This window comes from Chitinophaga sp. W3I9 (assembly GCF_050434025.1).
Lineage (GTDB): Bacteria > Bacteroidota > Bacteroidia > Chitinophagales > Chitinophagaceae > Chitinophaga.
Map to the genome: position 1 here is coordinate 2,430,091 of NZ_JBNPWC010000001.1, position 16,906 is coordinate 2,446,996.

Here is a 16,906-nt window from a genome sequence, read left to right on the forward strand (position 1 = left end):
AATAAAAAACCGGGAGCGTTGGAGCGCCCCCGGATAGTTTGAGCTTACCCTGTGAAAAACAAGTTTCGAAAGCTATTGTAGTCACAGTTTCTGATTATTAAACCCAAACATCCAAATGTAATGAAATTTTACATACCTGACGTGTGCCCAAAAAAAGCCGGCGCCACGTACAAAAAATTCCTGTTGATTATGAAACTCACCTTTGTTTTAATGATCGCAGCGTTAATGGAAGTCAGCGCCTCCGGTTATGCTCAAAAGGTAACATTATCAGCTAAACAAATTACTCTCCGGGAGGTATTCCGCCAGATCCGGAAACAAACGGGTTATAATGTTGTATGGAATGTTGAAATTTTAAAGGATGCTCAACCCGTAGCCATACAGGTAACCAATGCAACAGTAGAAGAAGTATTGCGGAAAAGCTTTGCCAGTCAGCCTTTTACTTACTCAATCCATGAAAACACGATCGTGGTGACGCGCCAAACAGCACCAACGTTGGTTAACATGACCATCAAAGGGCGGGTTACTGATGCCAATAATCATCCATTACCCGGAGTTGCTGTAAGGCTTAAAGACTCCCAGATTGGAACAGCCACACAAGCTGATGGTACTTATACGCTCAGTGTGCCTGATGGAGGCGGCGTGTTATCATTCAAATACCTGGGTTATACCCCCAAAGAAATACCGATCAAAGGGCAAACTGTTATCGACGTACAGCTGGAACAATCCACCTCACAGCTCACCGAGGTGGTAGTCGCTTATGGCCGACAAAATTCGCGTGAAATTGTGGGCTCGGTAGCAAAGCTTTCTGCCACTGATATTAAAGATCAGCCAACCGGCACTTTCGCTGAAAGGTTACAAGGCAAGCTGCCGGGAGCCCAGGTAGCCCAAACTACCGGACGGCCAGGACAGGGGATGGACCTGCGTATACGCGGCGCGGCCTCCTTTACATCCAACGTACGGCCATTGGTAGTAGTAGACGGACAGCCTATGTTGGGCAACCCTGATAACATCAATAATATTAACCCTGATGAAATTGAATCCTTTACCATTCTGAAAGATGCCTCTTCCACCGCTTTATACGGTTCACGCGCCGCCAACGGTGTGGTGATAATCACGACCAAAAGAGGGAAATCCGGCGCCACGCAAATAAATTTTAATTCCTATTACGGGACTGCTTCATTGATGCGTGAATTGATCCCGCCTGTAATGAACGCCACACAACTGGCTACTTACATGAAAGGTTTTTATGAAGATAAGATCAAATACGAAGGCTATACCGGCGGTATACCTGCTGTATATCAGAATCCGGAGCAATATGGAGAGGGTACGGACTGGTTCAGCGTGCTGACCAGGAATGCGCCTGTGCAGAATTATAGCCTGTCTATTAATGCAGGCAACGATAAGGCTGCGTACAGTATCGTGGCTGGTTATTTTAATCAGCAGGGTATCCTTGTAAACACCGGCTACAAGCGTTTTTCATTGCGCGTGAATGGTGATTTTAATCCTGGCAAACGGGTGAAGGTAGGTTTTGGTGTTGCACCGTCTTTACAACTGGAGCATAACAACAGGCAGGGGGACGGTTTTAATGTGGATGGACAGCGTGCCATTTTTGCATCTGCCTCCATGATGCCTACTATGGGCTCTCCTTACAACCCGGATGGCTCACTGGCCCTGGGTATTTCTGGTTTTACCAACCAGTTTGTATGGGCAAACCCGCTGAGGCAATTGCTCGAAGTAAAAGACGATGCTAACCGGTTACGGGTCTTGGCCAATTTATTCGCAGAAGTAAAAATCACGGATCATCTGACCTTCCGTACATCCGGTAGTGCGGACGTTGGCGGCATGACCCGCAACCGGTTTATTCCATCTACTTCAATAGGCGGCTTTAATGCAATACCTATAGAAAATCCGCCGCCAGGCAACAACACTGCTTTGGGTGAATCAGCCGTAAATAATGATTATTCCTGGCTCAATGAAAATACATTGAACTACCGGCGTCAATTTGGGAAAGATCATTCACTGGATTTACTGGGCGGTTTTACAATACAACGATCTACAGGTTTTGCAAGCGATATGGTGGGCCGCGATTTTCCGGACAACAGCGTTTCCTATTTAAGTGCTGCTACCCGTTTTACTACCAACACTTCCAGCTTTAACGCCTGGACAATGGCGTCGCTCCTGGGTCGTTTAAACTACAGTTATAAAGAGCGTTACTTTTTGCAGGCTACCATCAGGAGAGACGGGTCGTCACGTTTCGGGGATAATAACAAATGGGGGACTTTTCCTTCTATCGGTGCAGGCTGGATCGCCAGTGATGAATCCTTTCTTAAAAATGTGCCGAACCTGAGTTTGCTGAAACTAAGAGCGACCTTCGGTTTAACCGGTATGAATGAGATAGGTAACTACACTACCGTGGCAGGTATTGGTAATGCCAATTATTCTTTTTCAGGTGGCCTGGCTCCGGGAAAGGTACAAACCAGTTTGGGTAACCCGAATCTGGCCTGGGAACGCAACCGGCAATTTGATGCCGGCTTTGATCTGGGGCTATTTGACAACCGGATCAATTTCTCTTACGATTATTACAATAAGCTGACGACGGGATTATTATTCGTACTACCTGTTCCGCAATCTTCGGGTTTTTCAAGCGTGCAAGATAACCTGGGTGATATCAGCCAATGGGGACATGAGTTTACTGTCAGCACTAAAAATCTGACCGGAAAACTCAAATGGAATACGGACTTTAATATCTCATTTAACAGAAATCTTGTTAAAAGAATTGGTTTAAACAATATTTCTTTTGCCGACAATCCGACAAGGACATTATCTGAATTCACCGACTACCGGACACTTGTTGGGAAGCCTATCGGCCAGTTTTATGGATATATATTTGACGGCATTTTCAAAAATCAGGCAGAAGCCGATGCCGGTCCTAAATATTATGGAACCGGTACCACTACACTCTCTCAGGCGGGAACAGTGAGATTCAAGGATTTAAACGGCGATGGCAAGATTACTTTCCCGGATGATCAGACGGTGATCGGAGATCCTAATCCCAAATTTATATTTGGTTTCAGTAATACCTTTCAGTACCAAAACTTCGATCTGAATATCGCCATGTCAGGTACTTATGGCAACAAGCTGAAAAATGGCATGCAGGAAAGTACATACAACCTGGACGGTGTATTTAACGGTCCGCCGGAATTGCTTGATCGCTGGCGCTCCGAGGCCAATCCGGGTAATGGAAAGGTGGCGCGTACTTTAGCTAACACCACCGGGGCATACCGTACAGATAATACACTGTTCGTTTATGATGCTTCCCATCTCACTATCAACAATATCACACTTGGATATATGCTGAGAAAATTCAGGACACCTGTTATCAAGAGTTTAAGAGTGTATGCATCAGCACAAAATGTATACATCTTCACCAGTTACCCGGGGAACCCTGAAGTAAGTGCTGGTGGACTCGCATTTGTAACGCAGCAGGGGCAGGATCTGGGTGCTTACCCACTGCAACGAACATTTACGTTTGGCTTGAATCTCGGTCTTTAAAAATCAGTAAAAATGAAAAAGATTTCCTATTTAATATTAGTGATACTGAGTTTGGTGGAGATATCCTGTAAGAAATTTCTCGCCGAAGTCAATCCCAACAATGTAACATTGGGCAGCTACTTCAAAACGCAGAACGATTATGACCTGGCGGTGAACGGCGCTTATAGCCAGTTGCGCGGGCTTTATAATAACAGAAGCGCCTGGGTAATGGGCGAAATGCGTTCAGATAACACGCACTACGATTACAAATCATCTGACCAGGCAGTAGCCACGGTGAACCGTTACGCAGTAGCAGATTTTCTGGATGATAAGTATAATAACCAGACACCTCCAAAGTGGAATTTGGGTTTTAACGCCATATCAGCGGCGAATGTGATCATAGATCATATTGATGATATTAAGTTGTCTGATGCCAATCGCAACGCTATTCTGGGCCAGGCAAAGTTTATCCGTGCCCTGGTGTATTTCGACCTGGTGCGTTATTACGGCGGATTGCCCATTTATAAACACGCACCGCTTAACCGTGAAGAGACTTACATCCCGCGCTCTTCCGCGCAGGAAGTATACGACCTGATCATTGCTGATGCTACTGATGCCGCTGCCAAACTGAGCGCCACCACTTTTCCGCAAACAGGGCGCGCTACAAAGGGCGCGGCGTTGACCCTGCTGGGTGACGTATATCTCACCCTGAAGAAATATGACCTCGCTGAAAATGCGTTAAAACAGGTAACTGCAATGGGCTATGCGTTGTTTCCAGGTTATGGCGATGCATTTCAGCTGGTGAATAAAAATGGTAAGGAGTCTATATTTGAAATCCAGTTCAACACCGGGCTGGCCGTACCACAGGCCAATGTAGAGGCATCTGTTTATAATTTTTTACCACGCATGGTCAACACTACGGTGGTGACTGGCGTAAACTTTAACAGCGTTACCACTGTGGGTGGTTTTAACACCCCTACACAGGACCTGATCAATGCATATGAATCAGGCGATCAACGCCTTGATGCATCGATCGCTATAGCCGAAGGTACATTCAATGCCACCGATGATTTTACGGCTACTGCGGTTAAATCAGCCGTAGATTATACAGCGCCGGCAGGCAAAGTCGGACGGCCGTTTCCAAAGAAATACCTGCATACGCATACGATCGGTAATCAAACCAATGACAACTGGCCGGTTTACCGCTATTCAGAGGTTTTATTGCTGCTGGCGGAAAGCCTGAATCAACAGGGCAAATCAGGTGAAGCATTGCCTTATTTGAACGCAGTAAGAGAACGCGCTTTTGGGGATGCGTTACATAATATCACCAGCACCAATCAGGCAGCATTGCAAACGGTCATTTTAAATGAAAGAAGAGTGGAGCTGGCCTTTGAAAATAAGCGTTGGCTCGATCTGGTACGGACAGGCAATGCCATCGCCGTAATGAATGCCTTTGGTGTTCGACAAAAGGCGAAGTATAGTTATCTGCAGGCAGGAAGTTATAATGTTACCCAGAACCGGCTGTTATTTCCAATACCTAATGCAGAAGTATTACTGAATGATAAACTTACTCAGAATCCAGGTTACTAACTAAAACTCACAGTCATGAAAAAAATTATGATGAAGGCAGGTAATTCCTGCCTGCGATCTACCTGTGTGAATTGGAAAGCAATTGTATTGGCTTTACTCGTAGTTTCCTGCTCCCGGCGGGCAGATCAAATACAAGTTGAAGATCAATCGCCGGCAAAGGTGCAACCCAAAACAGAACTGGCAACCTGTTGCTGGGTGGCTATTACGAATGAGGTCCCAAACGACATTGAGATATATGATCCGGCAGATGCTTCCTGGACTACGCCCAAATGGGTCTGGAAGCCTACCACTGCACTGTCGTACAATGCCACGAGTGAAATACCTCTCTGGAAGGCGCCTACAGATATCAAGGTGAGGAACAATACGGTGTTTGCCGGCACCTCGCAGGTGATCACCGCCACGTCATATAGATTGGCCACCATAGCCCGTTATACCGGTACAGGCACAAAGGGGCAGAAGCTATGGGTAATGGGTTTTAATGATACCACCAGCCTGCATGCGATGGAAATACTGCCTGATGGCAACTGTGTGGTTGCCAGCGCCGGCGAAAAATGGCCGCAGGGATGGATCCGTATCTATTCATCGTCACAGCCATCACCCAATCATGGCGTAAACACACAATACCATTTTGCCTCCGCTCATGCGGTGCTTTGGGATGCCACACACCAGGTGCTCTGGGCGCTGGGAAATGCGCTGAGAAAATACTCTTATAACGCTCCCGGATCCGGAGGCACTATCACAAACCCCAAGTTGCGTTTGGATACTTCTTATGACTCTTTGCCACGTCCCTGGGGGCACGACCTTGCAGCCGATGTGAATAACCCGGACCAGTTGCTGATTACGACCAATGGTGGTGTTCATATTTTTCATATATCCACGGAAACCTTCAGCGACATGCCCGGAGCGGCCTATGGAATCTTTGCGAAATCTATCAGCAGTCAACCCGGACAGAATACGCTTATAGAAACACGACCCAGCACTGGCTGCCCATTGTATCCCGCCAGTAATTGGTGTACCTCCGTGGTTAATTTTTATAATGCCACCACCGGTGCTGCCACCGGTTCCCGTACTGTAAGCGGAGCTGCTATTTATAAAGCGAAAGCATTTGATCCAAACTATTATTGATATGATGAGCAGAATAATACGGATGGGCGCTGCTATCGCTTTGGTTGTTCTTCAGATGGCCTGTAGTAAAAAACCGGGAGCAGATGCTCCCGGTCCGCCAACTGTGCAAACTCCCGAGCCTTATCCGGGACTGCAGCTGGCATTAACTAATGACGCCAGCAAGCAGATAGAGTTGTATGATCCAATGATCACGGACTGGAACACCGCGGATGCAAAAAAGTGGAGATGGTCTCCTACCACTACACTGGGCTTCAGCACAAATGAAATTAAGAGTTTTGGTGGCGGCACCGATTTCAAAGTGCGGAAAATGAAAATCTGGCAGGATGCCAGCTATGCAGTTATCAGCGACAACGGCATGGCGGCATTGATTGGCTATCCATCCGGGCAGCGGGTATGGTCAAAAGTGATCAGCGGGAATCTGCATTCAGCAGAGCTGCTGCCCAATGGTAACATCGCCCTCGCAGCATCTGATGGTAACTGGATCAGGGTGTATGCTTCCTCACAGGGGGCGGATAACAACACCTACGCGGAGTTTACGCTGGGCGCGGCACATGCCGTATTATGGGACCCGGTAATTAATGGATTATGGGTTACCGGTCAGGATTTATCCAATAATGCGCATATCCTCACTGCCCTGGCTGTTGGCGGCAATGCTACCAACCCGGAATTAACGGAACTAACACAGTACCGGGTTACATTACCTACTGCCTGGGGCCATGAAGTAAGCGCGTACTATGGTAATACCAACCTGTTATGGGTCACTACCAACGGAGGAGAATATGTCTTTAATAAAACTACAAAAACCTTTTCCATGTCCCCCACAAACAACCTGACCTTTGTAAAAGGGATAGGGAACCAACCCAGCGGACAGATTGTACTGGTGCGTCCGGACGCCAATAAAAATCCACGTCCTGCCATCAGTTGCCTGCTCAATAACTGGTCTGCCAGCACGGTTGACTTCTATACATCAGGCGGGCAGTGGCAGGGATCAAGAATAGTGAACGGCGCCTGTTTCTACAAAATAAAAATAGTTTACGACAATTATCAGTGATGTACTTTAGCAAAAAGATATATACCTGTTGCCTGGCGTTACTGGGCTTTAGTGCCGGCAGCAGTGTTGCGCAGCAGGCAACACCGGCGCTGGTTCCCATGCCGCGTTCTGTAAAAATGGATACGGGCAACTTTCTCTTCAACGCTAACACGTTGATCCGGACGGACGTTCGGGAGAAGCGCGCCGTTGAGTATTTCACGGATCGTTTGTTCAGTACCTGGAAGTTCAGAAACAAAATAATGACAGGCACTGCACAAGCAGCGGGTCTGCAGCCGGAACTGCTCATCACTGCTACCGGTGCTGAACAACTACCCGAAGAAGGATACCGGCTGTTGGTAACACCAGACCGCATTACCCTCACAGGCCGAAACGCGGGCTTGTTTTATGGTATGCAAACTTTACTGCAGTTGTTGTCCGTGTCAACAAGCGGAGCAGCAGCTATTCCCTGTCTCACCATAGAAGACGCTCCCCGCTTCGGCTACCGCGGACTCATGCTGGATGTTTCCCGGCATTTCTTTACGGTGGAACAGATCAAAGACCTGCTGGACCTGATGGCTTACTATAAACTGAACCGTTTTCACTGGCATCTTACGGACGACCAGGGGTGGCGGCTGGAAATCAAAAGCTGTCCTGAACTAACGAAAGTGGGCGCCTGGCGTGTGCCACGTATCGAGTTCGGCGGCAATACCCTGCCTCCACAACCTGGCGAGCTTGCCACCGATGGTGGCTTTTACACCCAGGAACAAGTGAAAGAAGTGATCCTTTACGCTGCTGAAAGACATATTGAAATACTGCCGGAAATTGATGTGCCAGGTCACTCTATGGCGGCCATAGCAGCATATCCTGAGCTGTGTGTTACGCAGAATTCTGATATTAAAGTGAATCCAGGCAGCAGCTTCGCCAAATGGTTTCCCTCGGGTGATTTTGAAATGTATGTAGACAATTCCCTCAATCCTATTGATGAAAGAGTTTACAAATTCCTCAATAAAGTATTCGGCGAGGTAGCAGCATTGTTCCCTTACCCATACATTCATGTTGGCGGAGATGAATGCTACAAAGGATATTGGAAGAAAGACACAGCCGTGCAGGACTTTATGAAGGAACATCATATCAATGATACCCACGAGCTGCAAAGCTATTTTATTTCAAGGCTGAACAAAATCATTCAGTCCAAACACAAAAAACTGATTGCCTGGGATGAAGTAGCAGCAGGCAATGCAAAAGACAGCATCACGGTGATGAACCGGTTTGGTGAAAAGGGCGCCATTGAGCAAGTTAAGAAAGGGCTGAACATAGTGCTGGCGCCCGGTCATAACGGACTTTATTTTGACTATGCGCAAAGCACTTCAGATCAGGAACCATCCAGTCACGGAGGTAATGAGCCGGTATGGAAAGCTTATCAGTACAACCCGGAATACCCCGCATTGTCCGGAGAAGAACATAAACACATTATGGGCGTGGAAGCCTGCATATGGACGGAAAGCATTCCTGATGTTTCCAAACTCCAATACATGCTGCTGCCACGTATGCTGGCGCTGGCGGAAACAGGATGGTCAGATGAAACGGCCAAAGACTATCCACGTTTCGCCGGCACAGCATTACCATTGCACCTGGAGCGCTTCGACAAAGCCGGTATCAACTACCGCGTACCCACCGTTTTTAACTGCACAGATACAACAATCGTAACCGGTACTTTCAGGTTTGAAGTGCAGCCACCTGTACGGGGAGCCAGGATATTTTACACGCTGAACAACCGGCCGCCGGGCGATTATGATCACGAATACCGCGAACCAATAATTATTACGATTCCCAGGGGAAAAACAATCATTCTTAAAACGGTGGTTGTTACTTCCGCAGGCCACAGAAGCATTATCACGCGTACCGTACTGGATAATAACGATAAACCGAAAACATAACCTATGCCAAGAAGTATCCGCCAATTCTTATGCAGTGCTTTGATCATCGCTGCTGTATTTATTTCTTCCAATGCAAATGCACAACAACCATTGGAACGTTTTGAAGAGGTTGCAGCGGGGTTTAAAAACCCTGGCAGAGACTATGGTACCGTGCCATTCTGGGTATGGAATACGAAAATTACCAAAAGAAATATCGATTCCATGCTGAATGATTACCGGAAGAATGACTTTGGCGGTGTGATCATTCATCCACGCCCCGGTTTAATTACGGAGTACTTATCAAAAGAGTGGTTTGATTTATTTGAATATGCCCTTCAGCAGGGAAAAAAACTGGGACTCAATATCTGGATATACGACGAAAACTCATACCCTACAGGCTTTGCCGGCGGATTGGTGGGAGAGCAAATGCCCGAAGCCTACAACCAGGGTCAAATGTTGTATATGGAAGAAGCAACCCGGTTGCCTGCTGACCTTTCTGCTTTCTTTTTATTTCTTAAAGAAGAAAATGGATCTTATAAAGATGTAACGAATGATTTGAAAGACGAAGAAGGGAAAACCGGACATTATCAGTTATTCAAAAAAGTAAATTATCAACGCTCGAACCGGGGCTCGGTGGCAGGTCCTATAGGCGTGTCTTATGTGGATCTGATGGCCAAAGGCGTTACGGATAAGTTCATAGACATCGCATACAAAAGTTATGAAAAAGTGGTGGGCAAAGAATTTGGCAAAACCATCAAGGGCGTTTTTTCTGACGAACCAACCATCATCAACGAAGGGCATAACTGTGTACGCTGGACTCCTGATCTGTTCGACAGGTTTTATAAAGACTGGCAGTACGATCTGAGGTTACATCTGCCATCTCTGTTTAAAGAAACAGGCGATTGGAAACGGGTACGCCATAATTACTACCAGGTTTTGCTGGAACTTTTTATCGACCGGTGGTCTAAACCCGTGTCCACCTATATGAGTGATCACCAGCTTACCTGGACGGGGCATTATTGGGAACATGGTTGGCCAAGTCCTTATCACGGACCAGATAATATGGCCATGTATGCCTGGCATCAAATGCCGGGTATTGATATGTTGTTCAACCAGTTTAATGAAGATAAACCGGTGCAGTTTGGCAATATCCGCGCCGTCAAAGAGCTGGGGAGTGTAGCTAATCAATTGGGTAAAACACGTACCCTGTCGGAAACCTATGGTGGCGCCGGTTGGGAACTTACTTTTAAGGATATGAAACGCCTTGCCGACTGGGAGTTTGTATAAGGCGTTAACTTTTTGAATCAGCATTTATCGTTTATGACGCTGACGGGAGCACGCAAATACGATTATCCACCCAGCTTCTCTTATCATGAGCCATGGTGGCCCTATTATCGTTTTATGAATCATTACTTCACACGTTTATCTTATTTATTATCCAAAGGACAGCAGTACAACAATATCCTGGTAATTGAACCCACCACTTCGGCCTGGATGTATTATGCCAGAGACGGGGAGAACAAACGTTTCTTCGACATCACCAAAAGTTTTAATGATTTCGTGACAAAGATGCAAAGATCGCATCTGGAATATGATTTAGGGACAGAAAACGTGATCAAAGATCATGGCAGTGTTAAGGGAAGCAGCTTTGTAGTAGGACAACGGGCGTACAAGGTGGTAGTGATTCCGCCAGGTATGGAAAATATAAACAGCAGTACCTTCCGTTTACTGAAAGATTATATTGCAGCGGGAGGAAGGGTGATCTGTTTTGAACAATTACGATTAGTAGATGGAACAGTGAACAATGAGCTTTCCACCATCAGCCAGATCCGGGAGGCATTACCGGACCTGTTCCATCATGAAGGCTTTAGCATATCGGGTGGAACAGGCGACAGCATTGGTGGTAACATTTATCATCAGCGCCGTAAACTGGCTAACGGGGAGTTATTACTGCTGACCAATGCCAGCATGACCGGTATTTCTTCGGGCAGCATCAACATGCAGGGACAGGATGTGTTAAAGATGGATATGAATTCGGGAAACATTTCCCGCATTAACTATTCGCTACATGATCAGGAGGTACATTTCGACTTTAATATTCCGCCAGCCGGAAGCCAGGTACTGTTTATCGCGGATAAGAAATTACCGGGATATAAAATAGAAGCACCGGCTGTAGAATGGGCTACTGTGAAGGCTTCCGCAACTAAAATAAGCAGGCCGTTTGACAACAACCTGACGATTGATTTCTGCGATCTTCATTTACATAAGCCGGATTCAAATTATACCAATATACACGTTGGTGTAGCCTCCAATACAGCTTTCAAACACCACGGATTTACGGATGGCGTAGGCAATCCCTGGAATAACCGTACGCAATTTAAACAGGCGATTGTAAGCCGGGATACTTTTTCCACTGGTACCGGGTACACGGCGGTTTATCATTTCAATGTGGAGGCTGGCGTTGATTCCCGGAATTTCAAAGCGGTAATAGAACAACCTGAACTTTGGCACGATGTAAAAATTAATGGTGAATACATTAAAAATGAACCCGGGCAATGGTGGCTGGACCGCTCCTTTGGCGTATACCAGATCGGCCGCTATTTAAAAACAGGAGATAATGAACTGGCTGTAACCGTTTCTCCTATGAGTGTTTATGCTGAAATTGAACCGGTTTATATTTTGGGAGATTTCAACCTGGAAGCGGCATCACGTGGCTGGAGCATTGTTAAACCGCAACTATTACAATTTGGTTACTGGAACAAACAGGGATTGCCTTTATATGGACACGGTATCACCTATACGAAGATATTTACAGTGGCAGATCCCGGCAAGTCATATGCAGTGGAGTTAGGTAAATGGAAGGGCACTGTGGCAGCGGTGAAGGTAAATGGGATTCTTGCCGGCGTCATCACTGCTGAACCCCACAGGTTGTCTATCGGGGAATTTGTAAAAAAGGGAACTAATAAGATTGAAGTAACCGTAACCGGCAGTTTGAAGAATGTTTTAGGACCATTTTACAACAAGCCGGCTCCGGGCCTGGTTGATCCTGGTAAATGGTACAATGTAAAAACGCAGCCACCAGGGAATGAATATGACGTTTATGATTACGGATTAGCAGAAGATTACGGGATCAAAGTTATGCGCTGAAGTCAATTTGTACCAACAACATAGGCCGTTCCGGATGGGAGCTGGCGGTTTAAAAGTGGAACAATCAGGTAAACGGTTAAGTGAATAAGGGTTATATATTTCCTATGCATTGATAAAATCCCGCCTTCTTATATTCAACTTAGCCATTTTTGATTCGAGGGTAGTAGGTTTAATATTCAATAATTCCGCGGCGCCATTGGCGCCACGAATCCGACCTTTTGTTTTTTTGAGAATGGAAATGATATAGTCTCTTTCTGTTTCCTGATGCAGGTGCTTCATTTCCTCGAGGGTGTTGATACCCGTGCTGACAGGCAGGCTGGAAGCCGGCAATGAAAGCTTTCGTACTAATTGCAATTTCGATTTACCATCATTGAGAACAACGGCTTGTTCCAGGATGTTTTCGAGTTCACGAATATTGCCCGGCCAATTATATGTGTACAGTTCGCCTATCATTGATGCAGCAATGCCATTGAATGGTTTATTGAACGCCCTGCAAAACCTTTCTGCAAAAAATATGGACAGTGCTTCGATGTCAGTTTTTCGTTCCCGTAAAGGGGGCAGCGTAATGGGAAAAACATTTAACCGGTAATACAGATCAAGTCTGAAATTTCCGTTTGCAATTTCCTTTTCGAGGTTTCGGCTTGTAGCAGCCACAACACGGATGTCAACTCTTACAGGTGATCTGCCGCCTACATATTCGATTTCCCTTTCCTGTAAAACGCGTAATAATTTCACCTGCATGGCAAGTGGCAATTCTCCAATCTCATCTAAAAAAATAGTGCCGCCATCAGCCTGCTCAAACCGTCCTTTTCTTTTTTCAAAGGCGCCGGTAAATGCACCCTTTTCATGGCCGAAGAGTTCAGATTCCACTAATGTTGGAGGAATAGCAGCACAATTTACCTTTATGAATGGCCCGTTCTTCCTGGGCGAAGACAGGTGAATGGATTGCGCCACTTTTTCTTTACCGGTACCGCTCTCTCCCAATATTAAAACAGAAGTGCTATACGGCGCTACCTGCGCTGCAAGATCTAATGCAGACAACAAAAGATGATGACTTCCGATGATATTTTTAAACCCGGCATGGTTTAATACTTCATGCGGTGCTTTATTGGCAGAAGAAGACCGGTTCTTTGTTCCGGCCGGTGGAGTTTTATAATAGATTGTTTTTTCAGCCAGTTCTTCCAGGCATAGCTTCAGGCGGCCCAATAAGGCTATATGCTCTTTGGTGTAAATATTAGGCTGCCGGCTGTAGAAAAAATAGTGAACAGATAGGCCATACCCCAACGTGACGGGAAATACAAGATATGACTTCAGCTGGAAATGATCCAGCATTAACCTTTGCAGCGAAGCGCTGGACGTGTTTTTATTGATGTTTTTACTGCTATAAAGAACTGCGTTGCTATCTGTATAACTATTTTCAATAATGGCGGAAAGCTGGTTTTTATTTAAACCTGTAATCGTCATTAATTCTTTTTCGCCAACAAACTGGTATTCGTTAAATCCGATACGCAAATATCCTGTATCACCAAACTGTTCAGCATCAAGCGGCCTGATGCCCGATGTAATAAAATCAAATGGTATAAAAGGCTGTATGGCCAGGGCCACCTTCAATAATTTTTGTGGCGCATCTGAAGTTTCATTGCTTATTGCAGTTAACTGTTTTTGCAAATGTTCTTCCTGCCGCAATTTTGATTCAAGACTATTGGTGTGACGATACCATGCAATATCCAGGGTAACCAGTAAGTCCTGCTCCTTGAATGGCTTAACAAGAAATCCATAAGGTTCGGTTGTTTTTGCTTCTTCCAGTATTTGTTGATTTGCGTAGGCAGACAAGTAAATAAAAGCGATATTTTCAGCTCTTAGTTTCCTGGCAAAGTCAATACCTGATTGATTTCCTTCTAACCGGATATCCAGCATTACAAGACCCGGTTCTTGCTTCAGCAGATGTTCATTCGCCTCTTCAACTGAAGCGGCAATACCTGTTACCTCATAGCCGGCGCGTACTAATATTAACCGCAGATCATTGGCTACAATAAATTCATCTTCAACAATAAGCACTCTTTTACTCATAAAATTTGTTGCTTAAAAGTTACCTGGAGCTTCATCCGGAATTTGTTTGCTGGCAACGGCAAAGCTGATCGTTATGCGCAGACCGTCATCGCTTGTAATATTAAAGCGGCCTTTTAATTGTTTTGCGAGCCCCTGTACCAGATCAAACCCCAGCGAGTTATTTTCCAGTATATCAAGGTCAGCAGGCAGGCCAACGCCATTATCCGATATACTCAGCAATAGCTGATCAGGCCCATTATGTCGCAGGCTGATACTCACCATCCCTTCACGATCACCGGGAAAAGCATACTTAATGGCATTTACAATGCTCTCGTTGATGATCAATCCCAACGGGATTGCCTGCGATACATCAAGGTCCAGCGGTTCAATATCCTGCTCAAAAACTATCCGGTTCCCGGCATCAAAGCTCTCCCGGACATGGTTCACCAGCTCGTTGATATATTCAGGCATGGCAATGGAGGCAATGTTTTCAGACTGGTAAAGCTTTTGATGGATGAGTGACATGGCATACACCCGGCGTTTACTGTCCTGGATGGCCGTAAATGCGGCATCATTATTTATATATATAGCCTGTGAATTGAGCAGGCTCATTACAATTTGCAGATTATTCTTTACACGATGATGTATTTCTTTCAACAGCCATTCCCTGTCAGTAAGCAACTTTTGCAATTGTTCATTTTTGTGCGTGATTATTTTATTATTCTTTTGTTTTAAGCGGTTTTGCCAGTATAATAAACCGGCAATGATTATTACGGCAGCAATGCCTCCAAGCGTTAGATTTTTCACCAGTTTGGCCTGTTTTAAATTGGCTCTTTCCAGTATTGCCTGTTCATGTAGTAATGTGATCTGGTCTTGTTTTTCCTGTGTTTCGTACATTACCCGGAGCTCTTCTGCCTGCCTGATTTTTGTTACCCTGAAACTGGAGTCGAGCAGCTGTGTGTATTTTTCGTAATGAGATGCTTCGGACGCTTTATCACCCAGCGCGGAATCAATACTGATCAGCCAGCGGTATGCAGCCAGGTCGGATGGTAAATCCCGGGCTGCTAATGAAACAGGTGTAAAATGTTTTTCAAATAATTCTCTTGATCTCCGGTACTCGCCCCGCCTAAATAAGATGATGGCATATTGATCATTGATCGAGATTCTCCGGAGTGGCCCCCTGATGCCTTCGGCAATGGTTTCCAGCGAGTCCATCTTTTTTAAGTGTGTCTCCGCCAGATCCAGGTTGCCCGTGTATAGATAACTGTTGGAAAGTGTGTGATAATAAAATATTTGCTCCGAAATATTCGACGGTATACCCATCTTTTTTGACATGTCCAGCGTAAGATTAAGCGCTTCTTTTGCACGCCCATCTGCGTTCAGATAGTTTACTACCTGATTTAACACGTTGTATATCGTTGGATTACGGTCTATGCGGAATCTTTTCATTGCCTTTTGCGCCATATCAAAACTCTCTTTCTGCCTGCCCTCTGCATCGTAAAGGAACGACAGCCGGCTATAAAAATACCCCCAGCCAATACTGTCCCGGCAGCTTTCGGCCACCTTGATTGTTTGAAGGATATATTTTAATGGTTCCCCAAATTTCCCTTGAAACATGGTAACCATAGCAAGTGCCTCCGTATTATAATGGATATATGGATAGTTTATTGCTTCAGCCAGCGCCAGTGCTTTTGAAAACATTTCATTGGCAGTTGGCAATTGCCCGGTTACAACGAGCAGATAGCCTAAATCAGTTAATACGTTGATCTCCGCTTCTGTATTGCCAAGACTGCGATAAAGCTCCGCTGCTTTCTGCAGGTCGGCGACTTTTGTAAGCAGGGTAGCACGCGTGGGGCTTGTATACATGCCGCGGTAGGCAAATGCCCTTGCTTCTGTTTCCCTATCCCCGGCCTTCCGGCTTTCATCTATCAGCCGGTTATAAATGGAATCACCTTTACTGTCATTTACTTGTACATACATTTTTCCAAGCAGGCAAAGTGCTATTCTACCCAGCTTTTCTTCTTTCAAAGATTTACTTTCTTCCACTGCTTTGTTCAGAAAGTATTCAACGCTGTCCTTATAGCCGTAATAGTTAGCGGGTTGAAAAGCATAGTAGGATCCCAGGAGTATCAATAATTGCAGGTGTTCCCGGCCTGTTGCTTTTGAAAGGCGATCAATACCAACGCCTGGTTCCCGCCGGTCAATCCAATGAGATTGCTCAAACAATTTGTTGCCGCCGATTCCTTCCGCCAACACCGGAAAGCGGCTCAGACCCAGGGAACGGCTGGCCATATATAAACAAGTATCATGGCTAATCTGCCCTTCTTTTACAACAACAATATAAGTGGAGCTAAGCAACAAATTCAGCCGCTGCCATGACTCTTTATCCTTCGACGGATGATAGTAAGAATAGCCTGACACTTCTGTTTTGGCAGAACTTTGAGATCGTCCGTCAAAAAACATCAGCACACCGAACAGTATGTACATAAGAGTCAGCCTGGACATGTTATTCTTTTTA

9 protein-coding genes are annotated in these 16,906 nt (G+C 45.7%); 7 read left to right on the forward strand and 2 right to left on the reverse strand.

Features of this window, described 5'->3' with window-relative positions:
- The first annotated feature begins 189 nt into the window (after positions 1-189).
- Genes QFZ51_RS10295 through QFZ51_RS10325 form a run of 7 tightly spaced genes read left to right on the forward strand, consistent with a single transcriptional unit; the run spans position 190 to position 12,339 of the window.
- The gene (locus QFZ51_RS10295; RefSeq protein WP_429045564.1) at positions 190-3,552 is read left to right on the forward strand and encodes a TonB-dependent receptor; all 3,363 of its coding nucleotides are present in this window, start codon (positions 190-192) and stop codon (positions 3,550-3,552) included.
- Between the two features lie 12 nt (positions 3,553-3,564).
- Positions 3,565-5,121, forward strand: a complete 1,557-nt coding sequence (locus QFZ51_RS10300) for a RagB/SusD family nutrient uptake outer membrane protein (protein ID WP_429045565.1) — start codon at positions 3,565-3,567, stop codon at positions 5,119-5,121.
- A gap of 15 nt (positions 5,122-5,136) precedes the next feature.
- Positions 5,137-6,246: a DUF6528 family protein gene (locus QFZ51_RS10305; RefSeq protein ID WP_429045567.1), complete on the forward strand. Its 1,110-nt coding sequence runs from the start codon at positions 5,137-5,139 to the stop codon at positions 6,244-6,246.
- Position 6,247: 1 nt separating this feature from the next.
- A complete protein-coding gene (locus QFZ51_RS10310; protein ID WP_429045569.1) occupies positions 6,248-7,297 on the forward strand; it encodes a DUF6528 family protein in 1,050 nt (349 codons plus the stop codon).
- Positions 7,297-9,213 (forward strand): beta-N-acetylhexosaminidase, encoded by a 1,917-nt coding sequence (locus QFZ51_RS10315; protein ID WP_429045570.1) that lies wholly within the window; start codon positions 7,297-7,299, stop codon positions 9,211-9,213. The genes QFZ51_RS10310 and QFZ51_RS10315 overlap by 1 nt, the downstream gene beginning before the upstream one ends.
- Before the next feature lie 3 nt (positions 9,214-9,216).
- Entirely contained in the window at positions 9,217-10,479 is a 1,263-nt protein-coding gene (locus QFZ51_RS10320) for a hypothetical protein (protein ID WP_429045571.1), read from the forward strand.
- A gap of 33 nt (positions 10,480-10,512) precedes the next feature.
- Positions 10,513-12,339, forward strand: a complete 1,827-nt coding sequence (locus QFZ51_RS10325) for a hypothetical protein (protein ID WP_429045573.1) — start codon at positions 10,513-10,515, stop codon at positions 12,337-12,339.
- A gap of 102 nt (positions 12,340-12,441) precedes the next feature.
- On the opposite strand, the gene QFZ51_RS10330 is transcribed toward QFZ51_RS10325, so the two are convergent.
- Complete coding sequence (locus tag QFZ51_RS10330) at positions 12,442-14,409, reverse strand: sigma 54-interacting transcriptional regulator (protein WP_429045575.1); 1,968 nt, start codon at positions 14,407-14,409, stop codon at positions 12,442-12,444.
- Positions 14,410-14,421: 12 nt separating this feature from the next.
- The gene (locus QFZ51_RS10335) at positions 14,422-16,893 is read right to left on the reverse strand and encodes a histidine kinase dimerization/phosphoacceptor domain -containing protein (protein WP_429045577.1); all 2,472 of its coding nucleotides are present in this window, start codon (positions 16,891-16,893) and stop codon (positions 14,422-14,424) included.
- Positions 16,894-16,906: the final 13 nt, after the last annotated feature.

Excerpts from the sequence above, each read along its gene's own strand:
- QFZ51_RS10335 (WP_429045577.1), bottom strand. The coding sequence starts at position 16,893 with ATGTCCAGGCTGACTCTTATGTACATACTGTTCGGTGTGCTGATGTTT.
- QFZ51_RS10325 (WP_429045573.1), top strand. The coding sequence starts at position 10,513 with ATGACGCTGACGGGAGCACGCAAATACGATTATCCACCCAGCTTCTCT.
- QFZ51_RS10300 (WP_429045565.1), top strand. The coding sequence starts at position 3,565 with ATGAAAAAGATTTCCTATTTAATATTAGTGATACTGAGTTTGGTGGAG.
- QFZ51_RS10305 (WP_429045567.1), top strand. The coding sequence starts at position 5,137 with ATGAAAAAAATTATGATGAAGGCAGGTAATTCCTGCCTGCGATCTACC.
- QFZ51_RS10315 (WP_429045570.1), top strand. The coding sequence starts at position 7,297 with ATGTACTTTAGCAAAAAGATATATACCTGTTGCCTGGCGTTACTGGGC.
- QFZ51_RS10320 (WP_429045571.1), top strand. The coding sequence starts at position 9,217 with ATGCCAAGAAGTATCCGCCAATTCTTATGCAGTGCTTTGATCATCGCT.
- QFZ51_RS10310 (WP_429045569.1), top strand. The coding sequence starts at position 6,248 with ATGATGAGCAGAATAATACGGATGGGCGCTGCTATCGCTTTGGTTGTT.
- QFZ51_RS10330 (WP_429045575.1), bottom strand. The coding sequence starts at position 14,409 with ATGAGTAAAAGAGTGCTTATTGTTGAAGATGAATTTATTGTAGCCAAT.
- QFZ51_RS10295 (WP_429045564.1), top strand. The coding sequence starts at position 190 with ATGAAACTCACCTTTGTTTTAATGATCGCAGCGTTAATGGAAGTCAGC.